13 protein-coding genes are annotated in these 15,735 nt (G+C 62.9%); 10 read left to right on the forward strand and 3 right to left on the reverse strand.

Features of this window, described 5'->3' with window-relative positions:
- Positions 1–225 precede the first annotated feature (225 nt).
- The 7 genes from DDT93_RS09365 to DDT93_RS09395 all read left to right on the forward strand — a co-directional run bounded on the left by DDT93_RS09365 (position 226) and on the right by DDT93_RS09395 (position 6,959).
- Positions 226–1,953, forward strand: coding sequence for a type I secretion system permease/ATPase (locus DDT93_RS09365; protein ID WP_109465526.1), 1,728 nt, complete (start codon positions 226–228; stop codon positions 1,951–1,953).
- Positions 1,950–3,275 (forward strand): HlyD family type I secretion periplasmic adaptor subunit, encoded by a 1,326-nt coding sequence (locus DDT93_RS09370; protein WP_109465527.1) that lies wholly within the window; start codon positions 1,950–1,952, stop codon positions 3,273–3,275. Before DDT93_RS09365 ends, DDT93_RS09370 begins: the two co-directional genes overlap by 4 nt.
- A 69-nt stretch (positions 3,276–3,344) precedes the next feature.
- Positions 3,345–3,803, forward strand: coding sequence for a RidA family protein (locus DDT93_RS09375; RefSeq protein WP_109465528.1), 459 nt, complete (start codon positions 3,345–3,347; stop codon positions 3,801–3,803).
- Positions 3,800–4,570 (forward strand): glycerophosphodiester phosphodiesterase family protein, encoded by a 771-nt coding sequence (locus DDT93_RS09380; protein WP_109465529.1) that lies wholly within the window; start codon positions 3,800–3,802, stop codon positions 4,568–4,570. Before DDT93_RS09375 ends, DDT93_RS09380 begins: the two co-directional genes overlap by 4 nt.
- 48 nt (positions 4,571–4,618) lie before the next feature.
- A complete protein-coding gene (locus DDT93_RS09385; protein WP_109465530.1) occupies positions 4,619–5,806 on the forward strand; it encodes a GNAT family N-acetyltransferase in 1,188 nt (395 codons plus the stop codon).
- A complete protein-coding gene (locus tag DDT93_RS09390; RefSeq protein WP_109465531.1) occupies positions 5,803–6,102 on the forward strand; it encodes a 4a-hydroxytetrahydrobiopterin dehydratase in 300 nt (99 codons plus the stop codon). The genes DDT93_RS09385 and DDT93_RS09390 overlap by 4 nt, the downstream gene beginning before the upstream one ends.
- Positions 6,102–6,959 carry a mechanosensitive ion channel family protein gene (locus tag DDT93_RS09395; RefSeq protein WP_109465532.1) on the forward strand — a complete coding sequence of 286 codons (858 nt, stop codon included), beginning with the start codon at positions 6,102–6,104 and terminating at the stop codon, positions 6,957–6,959. Before DDT93_RS09390 ends, DDT93_RS09395 begins: the two co-directional genes overlap by 1 nt.
- Positions 6,960–7,050: 91 nt before the next feature.
- On the opposite strand, the gene DDT93_RS09400 is transcribed toward DDT93_RS09395, so the two are convergent.
- The 3 genes from DDT93_RS09400 to DDT93_RS09410 are packed head-to-tail and all read right to left on the reverse strand — an operon-like array spanning position 7,051 to position 10,336.
- A complete protein-coding gene (locus tag DDT93_RS09400; RefSeq protein ID WP_109465533.1) occupies positions 7,051–7,902 on the reverse strand; it encodes a CpsD/CapB family tyrosine-protein kinase in 852 nt (283 codons plus the stop codon).
- A 41-nt stretch (positions 7,903–7,943) separates the two neighbouring features.
- Positions 7,944–9,488 (reverse strand): GumC family protein, encoded by a 1,545-nt coding sequence (locus DDT93_RS09405; RefSeq protein WP_109465534.1) that lies wholly within the window; start codon positions 9,486–9,488, stop codon positions 7,944–7,946.
- Between the two features lie 2 nt (positions 9,489–9,490).
- Positions 9,491–10,336 (reverse strand): ExeA family protein, encoded by an 846-nt coding sequence (locus DDT93_RS09410; protein WP_109465535.1) that lies wholly within the window; start codon positions 10,334–10,336, stop codon positions 9,491–9,493.
- 638 nt (positions 10,337–10,974) lie between these two features.
- Here DDT93_RS09410 and DDT93_RS09415 point away from each other — a divergent pair.
- The 3 genes from DDT93_RS09415 to DDT93_RS09425 all read left to right on the forward strand — a co-directional run bounded on the left by DDT93_RS09415 (position 10,975) and on the right by DDT93_RS09425 (position 15,660).
- Positions 10,975–11,664 carry a sugar transferase gene (locus DDT93_RS09415; protein ID WP_109465536.1) on the forward strand — a complete coding sequence of 230 codons (690 nt, stop codon included), beginning with the start codon at positions 10,975–10,977 and terminating at the stop codon, positions 11,662–11,664.
- A gap of 65 nt (positions 11,665–11,729) precedes the next feature.
- Positions 11,730–14,192 carry a tetratricopeptide repeat protein gene (locus DDT93_RS09420; protein ID WP_198654809.1) on the forward strand — a complete coding sequence of 821 codons (2,463 nt, stop codon included), beginning with the start codon at positions 11,730–11,732 and terminating at the stop codon, positions 14,190–14,192.
- A 130-nt stretch (positions 14,193–14,322) separates the two neighbouring features.
- Positions 14,323–15,660 carry a nucleotide sugar dehydrogenase gene (locus tag DDT93_RS09425; RefSeq protein WP_198654823.1) on the forward strand — a complete coding sequence of 446 codons (1,338 nt, stop codon included), beginning with the start codon at positions 14,323–14,325 and terminating at the stop codon, positions 15,658–15,660.
- Positions 15,661–15,735 lie beyond the last annotated feature (75 nt).

Below are 15,735 nucleotides of genomic sequence, written 5' to 3' on the forward strand. Positions count from 1 at the left end.
GCCACGGGCAGCTTGCAACGAGAGCTTCATTCTATCAGATGTCCACTTATTCGGTCCATGTGCGGCGTCGATCCGCTTATGTATTCCGTTCAAGGTCAGTTCACAGACGGTCGAGAGTCACTTAAACAATTTGTGGCACATTAGGAACAGCCCCAATCCGATTTGGTGATTTCATGCCGAAGGTTCAATGGTTCACCATCGGCGCGGGGCGATGAGGTTTATCAGGTGGTAAAAAATCAGTCAGGGCGCGAAGAGCTGCGCAATGCGAGGCGTCAGAGCCGCGGACTTTACTGGGCCGTCGGACTGTTCAGCTTCTTTGCGAACATGCTCATGCTGACGGGTCCGTTGTTTATGTTGCAAGTCTATGACCGGGTGCTCGGCAGCCGGTCGGAGGCGACGCTCGCTGCGTTGTCCCTGCTTGTCGTGTTTCTCTACGGCGTGATGGGCGTGCTCGACTACACCCGCGGCCGGATCATGGCGCGGGTCGGCGCGCGGTTCCAGGCGGCGCTCGACCACCGCGTGTTCGACGCGATGGTGCGCCGCTCGTCTGTTTCGAACGACCCGGTGGCACAGACCGGGCTGGCCGACCTCGAGTCGGTCCAGCGCCTGATTTCCTCGCCGGTCCTGATGGCCGCCTTCGACATTCCATGGACGCCCATATTCCTTGCCGGGATCATGCTGTTCCACCCCTGGCTCGGCTTCCTGGCGATGGGCGGTGGTGCCGTCCTGGTGATCATCACCATTCTGAACCAGATGCTGTCGCGTCAACCGGTGCTCAAGGCCAACACGGCGGCGCACCGTGCGAACCTGATGTCCGAACAGATCCGCAACGAATCCGAGCTGATCCAGAGCATGGGGATGCGCGGCGCCGCCTTCCGGCGCTGGCGCGTGGCGCGCGATGCCTCGCTCAGCGAGAGTGTTACTTCCAACGACATCGGCGGCACCTTCTCGTCGATGACCAAGACGCTTCGCCTGTTCCTGCAGTCTGCGATGCTGGGCCTTGGGGCCTACCTCGTGCTTCAGGGCGAGATGACTGCGGGGTCCATGATTGCCGGCTCAATCCTGATGGGCCGTGCACTTGCCCCGATCGAGATGGCGATCGGCCAGTGGCCGCTGGTGCAGCGGGCGCAGAAGGGCTGGAATAACCTCGCCGACCTGCTGGATAAGACCCCGGTCGAGATGCAGCGCACCGCGTTGCCGAAGCCGCGTGCGCGTCTTGATGTGCAGGGCCTGACCGTGGTGCCGCCGGGCGATACCCGCGCGTCGCTCAAGACCGTCAGTTTCAAGGTCGAACCGGGTCAGGCTGTGGGTGTCATCGGCCCCTCTGGCGCCGGCAAGTCCACTCTCGCACGGGCCCTGACCGGTGTCTGGCGCGCAGCCGGCGGCATCGTCCGGCTGGATGGTGCCGGGCTTGACCAATATGCGCCCGACGTGCTGGGCCAGCACATCGGCTACCTGCCGCAGCGGGTGCAGCTGTTTGACGGCACCATTGCCGAGAATATTGCGCGGCTGAGCCCCGAGCCGGACGCCGAAAAGGTGGTTGCAGCGGCCAAGAAGGCCGCCGCCCATGATATGATCGTGCAGTTGCCTGACGGCTACGACACCCGGGTTTCGGCCAGCGGAGGACGCCTGTCAGGCGGGCAGATGCAGCGCATCGCGCTGGCCCGCGCGCTCTATGACGATCCGGTCATCGTGATCCTGGACGAACCAAACTCAAACCTCGACAATGACGGGTCCATGGCACTGAACCAGGCCATCCGGTCGATCAAGGCCGAGGGGCGCGCCTGCCTGATCATGGCGCACCGTCCGGCAGCCATCCAGGAGTGCAACATGCTCCTCGTGCTCGACCACGGAACCCGCGCGGCCTTTGGTCCCAAGGACAAGGTCCTGCGCGAAATGGTGGTGAACCACGAGGAACTGCAGAAGACCGCCGCGATGGGAGGTGTGCAATGAACCGGCCTTCCAACGAGCTGTCGAACCAGAAGGGCTGGTCTGCGCGGACGCATCTGCTGATCGGTTTCATTTCGCTGCTGGTCCTTGTCGGTGGCTTTGGCACCTGGGCCGCGATGACCACCATCGCGGGCGCGGTGATCGCGCCGGGCCGGTTGGAAGTGGAACGCAACCGGCAGGTGGTGCAGCACCCTGACGGCGGTGTGGTCGAGGAGATCCTCGTCGAGGAGGGCGACTCGGTCGAGGAAGGAGAGATCCTGATCCGCCTCGACCCGACCCAGCTGAAATCCGAGCTTATCATCGTCGAAGGCCAGCTGTTCGAGCTGATGGCGCGGAACGGCAGGCTGCAGGCCGAGCAGAACGGCGAAGACAATATAACCTTCGATCCCGAACTGCTGAAGATCGCGGCCGACCGGCCCGAGGTCGCCGAGCTGGTCGAGGGGCAGCAGAACCTGTTCCAGGCCCGCCGGGAATCCATCGAGCGGGAGCGCGAGCAACTGGAAAAGCGCCAGTCCCAGATCACCAACCAGATCGAGGGGATCGAGGCGCAGCAGACGTCGCTCAATCGCCAGCTTGAACTGATCGAGGTTGAACTCACCAACCAGCAATCGCTGCTGGACCGTGGCCTCGCACAAGCCGGGACGGTGCTTAATCTCCAGCGCACGACTGCCGACCTCGAAGGGTCGCTGGGTGAACTCGCCGCCGGCAAGGCCGAGGCCGAGGGGCGCATCACCGAGATCGACATCCAGATCATGAACCTTGAGACGACAGAGCGCGAGGAAGCCATCACGCGGCTTCGCGACCTCCAGTACCGCGAACTGGAACTGGCCGAACAGCGCCGGTCGCTGCAGGAACGCCTTGCGCGCCTCGATATCAAGGCACCGGTTTCCGGCATCGTCTACGGGTTGCAGGTCCATACGCCGCGCTCGGTGATCCGGGCTGCCGACCCGGTGCTCTACCTCGTGCCGCAAGACCGCCCGCTGATCATCGCCGCGCGGATCGAGCCGATCCACATCGACAAGGTCACCGTGGGGCAGGAGGTCATGCTGCACTTCTCGGCCTTCGACCAGCGCAAGATGCCGGAGATCTTCGGCACCGTGACCAAGCTCTCGGCGGACGCCTTCGAGGATACCAACAGCCGTGTGTCCTTCTACAGAGCCGAGATTGCGCTGAACGAAGGCGAGCAGGCCAAGTTGCCCGAAGGGTCGGTCCTGATCCCCGGGATGCCGGTCGAATCCTTCATCCGGACCAATGACCGCACACCGCTGGCCTATCTCATCGAGCCCTTCGTGGCGTTCTTTGCCAAGGCATTCCGGGAAGGCTGAGCTTTCTCCTTTTCGCGGGTCGCGCGCGACGTTAGCGTGCGCGCGACTCCGGATGACAGAGAGGACGCGATGAGCATCGAAGCGAAACTGGCCGAACTGGGCGTGACCCTGCCCGACGCCCCCGCCCCGGCGGCGAACTACGTTCCTTTTGTCCGGGTGGGTGACACGCTCTACGTCTCCGGGCAGATCTCGGCGGACGAGAACGGTCCGATCATCGGCAAGGTAGGCCGCGACCTCGACAGTGCGGCAGGCGCGGCGGCGGCCAAGCGCTGTGCCATGTCGCTGCTGGCGCAGGTCCGCGCGGCCTGTGGCGGCGACTTCGACCGACTGGTGCGGGTGGTCAAGCTGACCGGTTTCGTGAATTCGACCGAGGATTTCCGCGACCAGCCCGAGGTAATCAACGGCGCCTCCGACTTCCTCGTCGCCGTGCTGGGCGATGCCGGTCGCCATTCGCGCTCGGCGGTGTCCGCTGCCGCCCTTCCGCGGGGCGTTGCGGTCGAGATTGAAGGCATCTTTCAGATCCGATGACACCTGCCCTGCCTGCAGCGTTCCTGCAAAGCCCGATCGCCCACCGTGCCTTCCACGACAAGGCCGCCGGGCGCCCCGAGAACAGCCGAGCCGCCATTCGCGCGGCCATCGCCAATGGTTACGGGATCGAGATCGACCTTCAGCTGACCGCTGACGGGCAGGCCGTCGTCTTTCACGACTACGCCCTCGCGCGCCTGACCGGGGCGGAGGGCACCGTGCGCCAGAATACGGCTGCGGCCCTTGCGGGCATCGCGTTGTCCCACGGAGATGGCGAGACGGTTCCGAGCTTCGCCAAGGTGCTCGACATCGTCGCGGGCCAGGTTCCGCTGCTGATCGAGCTCAAGGATCAGGACGGGGCGATGGGCCCGGATGTCGGCCCGCTGGAAGCCGCGGCCGCAAGCGCGCTGGACGGCTACAAGGGCCCGGTGGCGCTGATGTCGTTCAATCCCAACAGTATCGCCGAAATGGCGCGGATCGCGCCTCATCTGCCGCGTGGCCTGGTGACCTCGGCCTACGATCCGGATGACTGGCCGCTCTCCCCCGAGATCTGCGAGCACCTGAGGGGCATCCCCGACTTCGACCGCGTCGGCGCATCCTTCATCAGCCACGAGGCGAAGGATCTGGGGCGGGACAGGGTGGCCGAACTGAAATCCGGCGGCACGCCGATCCTCTGCTGGACGATCCGTTCGCCCGAGGCCGAGGCAGAGGCGCGGCGCATCGCCGATAATGTGACCTTCGAGGGATATCAGGCCGTTATCCCGGGTTGAACCCGGGACGCGGTGCCACACATAAGGGGCAGGCGCGACGGGGACCAGATGGACCAGGCTCAAATCGAAATCCAGATCGTGACGTCGCTTGCCCAGATCGGGGAGGAGGCGTGGGATGCCTGCGCCTGTCCCGAAGTCGCGGATGGCGCCGCGCCGCGTGATCCCTTCACGACCTATCGTTTCCTGGCCGCGCTGGAAGACAGCCGGTCCGTCGGGGGCCGGTCAGGCTGGCAGCCGCAGTACCTTGCCGCCTACCTCGACGGGATGATGATCGCCTGTGCGCCGATGTATCTGAAGTCGCACAGCCAGGGCGAATACATCTTCGACCATAATTGGGCCCATGCCTACGAGCGGGCAGGTGGGCACTATTACCCCAAGCTGCAGATCGCCGTTCCCTTCACCCCCGCCACCGGCCGCCGGTTCCTCGTGCGGCCGGGGTACGAGGAGATCGGGATGCCCGCGCTGATCCAGGGTGCGGTGCAGCTGGCGGCTAACAACGGCATCTCCTCGCTGCACGCGACCTTCTGCACCCGGTCCGAGGCCGAGGCGGGTGAGAAGATGGGGCTGATGCCCCGCGCCACCCAGCAATTCCACTGGGAGGATGACGGCTATGGCGACTTTGACGGGTTCCTCGCCAGCCTCTCCTCGCGCAAGCGCAAGAACATCCGAAAGGAGCGTCAGCAGGCCCAGGCCTTTGGCGGTGTCATCCGCACCTACACGGGGGATCAGCTGCGCCCCGAGCACTGGGATGCCTTCTGGCAGTTCTACCAGGACACCGGTGCGCGCAAATGGGGTTCACCCTATCTCACGCGCGCCTTTTTCAACCTTGCTCAGGAGCGGCTGCGTGACGACATCGCGCTGGTGCTGGCCGAGCGCGACGGGCGCTATGTTGCCGGGGCGCTCAACTTCATCGGGCGCGACACGCTTTTCGGGCGCTACTGGGGCTGCATCGAGCATCACCCGTGCCTGCACTTCGAGCTGTGCTATTATCAGGCCATCGACTTTGCCCTTGGTCACGGGCTGAGCCGCGTCGAGGCCGGTGCCCAGGGCGAGCACAAGCTGGCCCGCGGCTACCTGCCGACACAGACGCATAGCCTGCATTGGGTCGGCGACCCCGGCTTTGCCAACGCCATCGAGCGCTACCTCGAAGCCGAGCGCGAGGCGGTGGCCGAAGAAATCGAAATCCTGACGGACTATGGCCCGTTCAGAAAGGCAAACGTGGAGGAGCAGGAATGACGGAGAAACTTTCGGAGGAGACCCGAAAACCCTTGCTGGAACCGCTCTTCGCCAATGGCTGGTCCATGGTCGACGGGCGGGATGCCATCTCGAAGACCTTCGTGTTCGAGGATTTTGTCTGCGCCTTCGGCTGGATGACAAGGGTGGCCTTCTGGGCCGAAAAATGGAACCATCACCCCGAGTGGTGCAATGTGTACAAGACCGTCGATGTGGTGCTGACCACGCATGACGTGGACGGCCTGAGTTCACAGGACGCAAAACTCGCTAGAAAAATGGACAGCCTGGCGGAGAACTGATGGAAGAAGTCGACAACCTCCTGAAAACCGAAATCTGGAACGGGAAGACCTTTGGCGATCTGCTGACGCTCGAATTTCTGGCCTCGGCAGCCGGTTCGGTGCTGGCCGCGATCGCGATCCTGCTGGTCGGCTGGATTTTCGCGGCCTGGGCGCACCGGCGCGTTACCGCGATCGGCAACCGCTATGCCCAGCTCGATTCCACCCTGTTCGATTTCCTCGGCTCGATCCTGCGTTACGTGATCATCGCCTTCTCGGTGATCTTCGTCCTGAACACCTTCGGGGTGCAGACGACTTCCATCGTCGCGCTCTTCGGTGCCGCGGGTCTGGCCATCGGTCTTGCGCTTCAGGGCACCCTGTCGAACGTGGCCGCCGGCGTCATGCTGATCTTCTTCCGCCCGATCAAGACCGGCGACTTCGTCGACGTCAACGGCAACACGGGTACGGTAAAGAACATCACCCTGAACTATACCGAGCTTGCCAACCTTCAGAACGTCCAGATCATCATCCCGAACTCCGAGGTCTGGGGAAACACGATCATCAACTACTCGGTCAATCCCACGCGCCGGGTGCAGTGGGTGTTCGGGGTCGGGTACGGTGCGAACCTTAAATCCGCCGAAGACACCATCATGTCGACCATCATGGCCGACCCGCGCGCATTGAAGGAGCCCGACCCCTTCATCCAGGTCAGCAACCTTGGTGACTTCTCGGTCGATTTCACCGTTCGGGTCTGGTGCAAGAATTCCGATGCCTACGCCTTCCAGACCGACATGACCCGCAAGGTCAAGGAAGCGCTGGATGCCAATGGTGTCGACATTCCCTTCCCGACCAGAACCATACTGCAGGCGGCCGCGGAATAAGATCGACCCTTCGAAAACAAGAACGCTCTCGCAGGTTCCTGCGAGAGCGTTCTTGTTTTCAGGTCACCTGACAGATCGCGGTCCGAGCGGCTCAGTAGTACTCGTTCTCGTAGCCGTGCGCGCCGGTGGTATGGCGGCAGCGGTTCAGCACGATGCCCATGACGTTGGTCAGTTCCGACAGCTGCCGTTCGGCCACGTCGATGCGCTCCATCGGGGTCTTTTCGGCGGCGGCGATCAGCAGGGCGCAATCCACCGATTCAAGGAAGCCGTAGCTGTCATCGCTCACCATCAGCGGCGGGGTATCGAACAGCATCAGGTCGGGCTGGTAGACTTCCTCGATCTCGTCCAGCACGTCGCGGCTCATCGGGTTCTGCAGCAGTTCGGAGGGGTTCACCACACGCTCGCGGTTCAGGCCAAAGACGACGTTGCCATCGTGGCAAAGCCCGTGCTGAGAGAAGGGAATGCGGCGCTCGAGCACGTCGGACATGCTGGTCTTGCAGCGCTGGCCCAGAACGCGGGCCAGCCCGGCGCGGCGCATGTCGAAGTCGATGACCACGACGCGTTTCTCGCGCATCCGGCTGAAGCTGAGGCCAAGGTTGGCGGCAGTGGTCGTTTTCCCCGCGCCACTCTCGGGCGACACGATCGCGATCCGCTTCCAGTCGTTCTTGCGAGCCTGCTGCAGCACCTTGGTGCGGAGCATGTCGAAGGGGATTGCCGAGTCGCCGGAGTTGTAGGCCACCAGCCGGTTCTCGGTGATCGCGTTCTGCGGAATTTGCAGCGGCGAGAACTCACCCCAGAGCAGGCCGAGGTCTGTCGTCGCGGCGCTGGCCTCTGCCGGGGCCGCAGCGCGCGCGGGCATCCGGGGCGCCGCGCCGGCGACATCCGACGTGGCGGTCTCGCGGTCTTTCCGCGCCTTGCTGATCGCTTGTTGCAAACGGTCCATAACCGGAACTCCGCCTCTTTAACAGGTTGCGATGCCGGGGGTCACAGTCTGACGCCCAGCTTGTTCATGACTTTGTCCGCCAGCAGATCCAGCGGCAGATAGTAGACGTGCACGGCCCAGACGGCCACGGGGACGCCGACAAGGATAACGAGAATTGCGGCAAGTTTTCGCCCGCGCTGAAGAACGATCTCTCGGCGCGTCCGGGTGTAGGGGATCGCCGCCATCGGCCAGATTTCCAGCTTGCGGATAATGTCCTCGGGGCGGCGCGGTGCCGTGTTCATCAACTCGATCAGGGCGATCAGGCCGAAACCCAGCAGTATACCGGCAGCCGACCCGGCGGCCGCGATCTTCTTGCGGGCGGGCTTGGTGGGCGTGCTGGGCACTGAAGGCTGTTCGATCACCGTCAGCCGCTCGCCGCGCGACAGCACTTCGATCCGCTCGCCGGTCGAGGCCTGGGCCAGACGTGCCACGGCGGCATTGTACTGGGCCTGGGCGTTCTCGTAGTCGCGCATCAGGTCTTCGAGCATGATGGCATTGGCCGGGGTGCGGTCGATCGTGGTCGTCAGCTCGGCGATCTTCTGTTCCGTCGATGCCTTCTGTTCCTGAAGCGCCTTCACGCGGGTGTCGATCTCGGCGAGTTGCAGGTCGAGCGCGGGGTTGCCGGTTTCGGGGCCTGCGCTGGAGTCGTCGGTCTTGACCGACGCGCGCGCGTTCTCGACGTCCTTCTCGAGCTTGGCCACGTTCTTCTGCAGCATCTTCACCCGCGGGTTGGTCTCGGAATAGACCAGCAGCGCGGATTCCAGCTCGGACCGGGCTTTGGCCAGGGCCTGCTCGGTGGGGGTCTGCGGCACCACGCCGGATGCGTTCGTGGTGTCGTTGAACAGGCTGATCAGCTGCTGCCGCTGGGAATTCAGCCGGAAAATCTCGCGCTCGGCATCTTCCAGTCGTTCCTGCAGCGACGCGCGCTGCTGCTGGCGGAAGTCGAGGCTGTCGGGCAGCGCATCGGCATTGGCGTTCTTGAAGTTCAGGATCTTGCCGCTGGCGTTCTGCATCTCCTTGCCCAGCCGGTCGACTTCGAGCTCGAAGAAGTCGAGCGTCTTGCCGGCACGGCCCTGGCGAAGGGACAGGTCGCTTTCCTGGATCAGGCGCAGGTATTCGTTCAGGACCGAGGCGGCCAGCTGACCGCTGCGCGCCTCGAAGCTGATGGTCATCAGCGACACTTCGTTGCGGCCCGCCTGCATCCGGATCTTGGTGCGGGCGTTCATGGCCTCGTAGATCTCGTCAGGGGTCATCGACGACTGGTTTTCCAGCACGTTCAGACGCTTGGCGATATCCAGCAGGTTCGGGCGGGTCAGCAGGCGCTGTTCGATCAGCTGCAGGCGTTCCTGCCCCGGCATCGACACCGTGCTGGGCGCCAGCGCGTCTGGAATCTGCGAGGCCTCGACGAACAGCCGGGTCTGGGATTCGTAGGCAGGGGGCAGGGTGACGGCGACGACCACCGAGATGGCGCTGATCACCGCAGCGACCAGAAGGAAGGCCGGCAGACGCCGCAGGAACAGGGATAGGTAATAGCGCAGGTCGGACATCGTTACTCGGTCTCCACGGGCCTGCTGTCGGCCCAGAAAAACGTACCATCGTCGAGGACGGAACGGATCAGCCGTTCCTCGACTTCGCGGGAATCATCGGTCCATGCATAGAGCAGGCCGAAGTCACAAAGTTGATTGATCAGGCGCGGCACGCCGTTGGTCGCCTTGAAGATGAGTTCGGCCGCTTCGGAGGTGAACTCGTTGCCGGTCCCGCCCGCCGTGCGCATCCGGTGTTCTATGTAGGCCTGGGTGCCGTCCTTGCTCATCCGGTTCAGGTGAAAGCTCGCGGCGACGCGCTGGGCCAACTGGTTCATGCGGGGGTCGCGGATCAGGTCGCGCAGCTCGGGCTGACCGACGAGTATGAGCTGGATCAGCTCGTCCTTATTGGAGTTGATGTTAGTCAGCATCCGCAGTTCTTCGAGACCTTCGATCGAGACGTTCTGGGCCTCGTCGAACACGAGGATCACGCGCCGACCCTGGGCATATTCGTCGACCAGGAAGTCCTGAAGCTTCTGGAAGTTCTGCACGTAGCTGGCGTTCTGGTCGAACTGCACGTCAAGTGCGTTCAGGACCCATTGCAGGATCTCGCCGCGGTTGCCCTGTGCGTTCGAGATCAGGCCGATGGTCACGCCCGCCTCGACCTGACCCAGCAGCTTTTGCAGAAGAGTCGTCTTTCCGGCCCCGATCTCACCGGTGAGGATGGTGATCGGCGCGCGGGACATGATCCCGTACTCCAGCACGGCATAGCCGCGACGGTGCTGGTCGGACCAGTAGAGAAACTCCGGGTCCGGCAACAGGGTGAACGGCCTCTGGTTAAGACCGAAGTAGCTCAGGTAGAATTCGTTCACAGCAAGATTTTTCCGATCGACTCGGGCATCGTCCGACGGGTGTGCGTGCGCGCGCACCCGAATGCAAGACGCCGGGCTGGTCCCTGCGGACCCCTCGCAAATCTTGGTTGCCTACTCAAACTCTTTACTCGCACATTGACTGGCACAACCGGTGAACGGGACGCAGCGCGTAACAAGGCACTGCCTTCCTGCAGTAACATTTCTCGAAAACCCGTTCGATGCCAACCTGCTAATCTTCATTTGCGTGAGGCTACTGTGCTGATTTCTCTGAAAAGTTGCAATCCCGGAGTGGCGTTGTCCCGGCATGCAAGACAGACGAACACAGTAAATCCATGTAAATCAGACATATGGCGGTATTTTGCCGGTTGCACGTTCTGAATGTGGTCTTGCAGTGGGCATTCAGGCCGTTTTTGGTGCTGAATGTTAACGAATGATCGACAATAGCTTTTTCAAAGCGTTACAGTCCCCTGCGAAGGTATGAATACGCTCGAATCGGTTGCCAAGAATCGCATTTTGAGACACGGTTCCGTCGTCGAGTGGTGAATCGTGGCCAGAATAAGGCCGGAACCGTAATTTTTCATGTGAGCCGCCTACGCCGGTGTTTTGGCGATCAGGGGTTCTGGTAGTTAGTGAAGCGTATGACATTGCAAGTTAACGACGTGAACCATCGTGGCGCGACCCCTGTCGCCAGCGCGTTCAGTGAAGCACCCAACGGTCTGACGAAGCTATACGCAGGCTCCGTCAAACGTGGCCTGGACGTGCTCCTCGTAGTCCTATCCCTGCCCATCGTCCTGCCGATCATCGTGTTCCTGGCGGTGTTGGTGGCGATGGATGGGCACAACCCGTTCTATACGCAAAACCGTGTCGGCCGTCATGGCCGCATCTTCCGTATCTACAAGCTCCGCACGATGATCCCCAACGCCAAGGCATCGCTTGAGAGCTACCTCGCTTCCGACAGCGCCGCGCGCGCCGAGTGGGAAGCCAACCAGAAGCTCCGCAACGATCCGCGGATCACCCGCCTTGGCAAGCTCCTGCGCAACAGCTCCCTCGACGAACTTCCCCAGCTGATCAACGTGCTCAAGGGCGACATGTCCCTGATCGGGCCACGTCCGATGATGATCGAGCAGATGCCGATCTATCCGGGCGTTGCCTACTACCTGCTGCGTCCCGGTGTTTCGGGCAACTGGCAGGTCTCCGACCGCAATGGCACGACCTTCGCGGCGCGGGCGGCCTACGATACTGAGTATCACCGAGATTTGTCCCTGTGGCTCGATATCAAGATCATCGTTCGCACCCTAATCGTTGTTTTGCGCGGAACCGGGTGCTAACCCGATCCGGACACGTATAAGTTTATTCGGGGATAGCTATGTCTTTCCAGGTTGAGGGTCGATTCATGGCCCGTGAACGGATTTCCCTTGTCTTCGTGCTCGTGCTGCTGCTGTCGTTCCTTGCCCTCGCGGCCTGCGACAGCTCGGAAGAGCGGGCCGAAGAGCACTTCAAGAGCGGTCTTGAACTTATCGACAAGGGCGACATCGAACGCGCCACCATCGAACTGAGAAACGCGCTCAAGCTCAACAACGAGCATGTGCCCGCGCGCCTTGCCTTCGCCCGTATCCTGCGCGACGGCGGCAACGACCGGACGGCCTACAGCCAGTACCTGACCGTCGCCGAGCAGGAGCCGCAGAACTTCGAGGCTCAGATCGCGCTCTCGGAGATGGCACTGGAAAACTACGACATGGCCGAGCTCAAGAAGCATTCGGAGCAGGCCCTGGAAATCGAGCCGGCCAACCTCGAAGCGATGTCCCTGAACAACACGCAGCAGTACCTCTCGGCGATGGACGCCAAGGATGATGCGGCGATGCAGGCCGGTGTGGTCAAGGCGCGTGAGTTGCTGGAACAGGACAGCAGCCTCGTTTCGGCCCGCAAGGTCCTGATCGATGACCTGGTGCGCAAGCAGCAGTGGGAAGAGGCGCTGAGCCAGCTTCAGAAGGCCATCGAAGCCTCGCCCAAGGAATACGAACTCTACCGCTTCCGTCTCAGCGTTCTGGATCGACTCGGCGATACCGACAACCTGCGCGCCGAATTGGAGAACACCGTCAGCGTGTTCCCCGAAAACCCGGAGATCAAGCAGGCGCTGCTGTCCTTCTACGTCAAGCACAATGACCTCGATGCTGCCGAAGCGTTCCTGCGCAAGGAGGCCGAGTCTGACGATCCGGCCAAGACCAGCCAGCTGATCAGCTTTGTCCTGCAGTTCCGTGGCCCCGAAGCGGCCACTGCGGAACTCGAGCGCGTCCTGAGCGATGGGCGCCTGCCGCCGATGATGTTCAAGGCGCAGCTTGCCCAGCTCAAGTATCGCGGTGGTGACCTTGCCGGAGCGATTGCTGACATGCAGGCCGTGGTGGACGAGAACCAGCCCGCCGAAGGTGAAGCGGCCTCGCCCGAACTGAACAACGTCAAGGTTGACCTCGCGCGGATGTACGCGCAGCAGGGCAACATGGTCGAAGCGCGACGGCTTGTCGAAAACGTCCTGTCGGTGGACTCGGCCAACCCTGAAGCGAGCAAGCTCAAGGCCAACTGGCTGATCCAGGACGACAAGACCGACGATGCCATCGTCCTGCTGCGCGATGCGCTCAGCAACAGCCCGGAAGATGCCTCGCTGATGACCCTCATGGCTTCGGCCTACGAGCGTCAGGGCAATAAGGAGCTGATGGCCGAGATGCTGTCGCAGGCCATGGAGGCCTCTCGCGACGCGCCGACGGAAACGCTGCGCTATGCCCGTTACCTGATGGCCGAAGAGCAGATGCTGCCGGCAGAAAGCGTTCTGATCGAGTCGCTGCGGGCCAATCCCGACAACCTCGAACTGCTGGCGATGCTGGGCGGTCTCTACATCAAGATGGAGAACTGGGCGCAGGCCAAGGGCGTGATCACCCGGCTGAACGAACTGGGGACGGATCAGGCCACGAACGCCGCGCTCTCGCTTCAGGCCCAGTCGCTGGCTGGTCAGAACCGCAACGAAGACCTCGTCGCGATGCTGCAGGGCGTCGAAGGGAACCCGGGCACCAAGAAGGCCGCGAACATCGCGATCTTCCGCACCCGTGCCTCGACCGATGGTCCCGAAGGTGCCCTGAACTTTGTCGAGGATCTGCTGAAGGACGCACCCGGCGACCCGGATTACACTTACCTGAAGGCCGGCGCCCTTGTTGCCCTTCAGCGTCCGGACGAGGCCGAGGCGATCTATCGCGATCTGGTCACGCAGAACCCGCAGAAACCGCGGCTCTGGGCTACGCTGCACCGGCTCTACCTGCTCAAGGGCGATACCGAGAAGGCATCGGAGACCCTGCGTGAGGCGATGGAGGCCAACCCGGACTCGGCCGAGCTGAAGCTTTCGATGGCTCAGGAAGTCGAACGCAGCGGCGACATCGAAGCGGCTATCAAGCTCTATGAAGAGCTGTACGAGACGCATTCAAACTCGGTGGTGGTGGCCAACAACCTGGCGAGCCTGTTGGCGGACAACCGTCAGGACGAGGCGAGCCTCGCAAAGGCCTATGCCGTTGCCCGCCGTCTGCGCGGGACCGAGACCCCGGCCCTGCAGGACACCTACGGCTGGATCGCTTTCCGCCAGGGTAACGTGGAAGAGGCCCTGCCGTACCTCAAGGCGGCCTCCGACGCGCTGGCCAACGATCCGACGGTCCAATACCACTATGCCAAGGCGCTTGCCGCGGCGGGCCGGACCGAAGACGCGCTGGAGCAGTTCAAGAAATCCGCGGCGATGCTGGACGAGAGCGGGAGCATCCCGGCCTACCAGCAGGATCTCGACGACGAGATCGCACGGCTGTCCAAGCCGGCGGATCAGTAACCGCAGCTGGGTGCCCTGCCGGGGGGCTGGCGGGGCACCCGATTTTTTCCCGACAACCATTTACCTTGTCGCCACGCTGGCCGAAGATCGGCCCGCGTGGCGTCGGGTTTCAGGAAGGGCAGGAACTCCCTTGGCAGAGTCTCATCTGGGCGAGTTGCTCGCACGGCTTGAAAACAGGTCGGCGCGGATCGGGGTGATCGGTCTGGGATACGTGGGTCTGCCCCTCGCGGTCACCTGCGCGGATCGGGGCCTCGCGACAACGGGATTTGACATCGATCCCGGCAAGATGGCCCAGCTCGACGCACATCAGAGCTACATCGAGGCGGTGAATAGCGCCGACATTGCCCGCCTTCACGATGCGGGCAAACTGGGCTGGACCACCGACTTCGCCGCGCTCTCGGACATGGATGTGATCGTGATCTGCGTGCCGACCCCGCTGTCCAAGACCCGCGACCCCGATCTTGGTTACGTGGTGCGCACTTGCGAAAGCATCGCGGCGCATCTGTCTGCCGGCACCTTGGTCGTATTGGAATCGACGACCTATCCCGGCACCACGGTCGAGGTCATGAAACCCATTCTCGAAACCTCGGGGCTGAAGGCGGGCGAAGAAATTTTCCTCGGTTTCTCGCCCGAGCGCGAGGATCCGGGCAATGCCACCTATCGGACCGCGACCATCCCCAAGATCGTGGCGGGCGATGGCGAGGCCGCCGGGCAGGCGATGACCGCCTTCTACCAGATCGCGGTGGATCGCGTCGTGCCGGTCTCGACAACTCAGACTGCCGAGGCGGTGAAGATCACCGAGAACATCTTTCGGGCGGTGAACATCGCGCTCGTGAACGAGCTCAAGGTGATCTACGACGCCATGGGCATCGACATCTGGGAGGTGATCGACGGCGCCGCGACCAAGCCGTTCGGCTTCATGCCGTTCTATCCGGGTCCGGGTCTTGGCGGGCATTGCATCCCGATCGACCCCTTCTACCTGACGTGGAAGGCGCGGGAGTACGAACTCTCGACCAAGTTCATCGAGCTTGCGGGCGAGATCAACTCGAACATGCCGCTCTACGTGGTCAACCGGCTGCGCGAAACGCTGGACCGCGCGTCGGGCAAGGGCCTCAGCCGGTCGCGTATCCTGATCGTCGGTATCGCCTACAAGAAGAATGTCTCGGACATGCGCGAGAGCCCTTCGGTACGGCTGATGGAGCTGCTGGTGGAGGCAGGGGCAGAGGTCGACTACCTCGATCCGCATGTGCCCGCGATCCCGCCCATGCGCGACTATCCTGATCTCGTGGGCCGTCAGGCCATCGCGCCCGAAGAGGTCGCGGCGGCGGGGTTCGATGCCATCCTGATCTCGACCGATCACGATGCGGTGGACTACGCGGCGCTGGTGGCGCTGGGCCTCCCCATAGTCGACACCCGCAACGCGATTCAGAAACGCGGGTTGCCGATGGACAGGGTGGTCAAGTCCTGAACACTGTCACTCCGGCAGTACGCGGGCCGGATCGAAGGGCAGGTCGGCCAGCTCCCGCTCGGTCATCCGGCGCAG

Origin of the sequence: Albibacillus kandeliae, from assembly GCF_003116585.1 — a bacterium.
Classification (GTDB): Bacteria; Pseudomonadota; Alphaproteobacteria; order Rhodobacterales; family Rhodobacteraceae; genus Albibacillus; species Albibacillus kandeliae.

Excerpts from the sequence above, each read along its gene's own strand:
- DDT93_RS09395 (WP_109465532.1), top strand. The coding sequence starts at position 6,102 with ATGGAAGAAGTCGACAACCTCCTGAAAACCGAAATCTGGAACGGGAAG.
- DDT93_RS09420 (WP_198654809.1), top strand. The coding sequence starts at position 11,730 with ATGGCCCGTGAACGGATTTCCCTTGTCTTCGTGCTCGTGCTGCTGCTG.
- DDT93_RS09375 (WP_109465528.1), top strand. The coding sequence starts at position 3,345 with ATGAGCATCGAAGCGAAACTGGCCGAACTGGGCGTGACCCTGCCCGAC.
- DDT93_RS09415 (WP_109465536.1), top strand. The coding sequence starts at position 10,975 with ATGACATTGCAAGTTAACGACGTGAACCATCGTGGCGCGACCCCTGTC.
- DDT93_RS09380 (WP_109465529.1), top strand. The coding sequence starts at position 3,800 with ATGACACCTGCCCTGCCTGCAGCGTTCCTGCAAAGCCCGATCGCCCAC.
- DDT93_RS09405 (WP_109465534.1), bottom strand. The coding sequence starts at position 9,488 with ATGTCCGACCTGCGCTATTACCTATCCCTGTTCCTGCGGCGTCTGCCG.
- DDT93_RS09390 (WP_109465531.1), top strand. The coding sequence starts at position 5,803 with ATGACGGAGAAACTTTCGGAGGAGACCCGAAAACCCTTGCTGGAACCG.
- DDT93_RS09385 (WP_109465530.1), top strand. The coding sequence starts at position 4,619 with ATGGACCAGGCTCAAATCGAAATCCAGATCGTGACGTCGCTTGCCCAG.
- DDT93_RS09400 (WP_109465533.1), bottom strand. The coding sequence starts at position 7,902 with ATGGACCGTTTGCAACAAGCGATCAGCAAGGCGCGGAAAGACCGCGAG.
- DDT93_RS09370 (WP_109465527.1), top strand. The coding sequence starts at position 1,950 with ATGAACCGGCCTTCCAACGAGCTGTCGAACCAGAAGGGCTGGTCTGCG.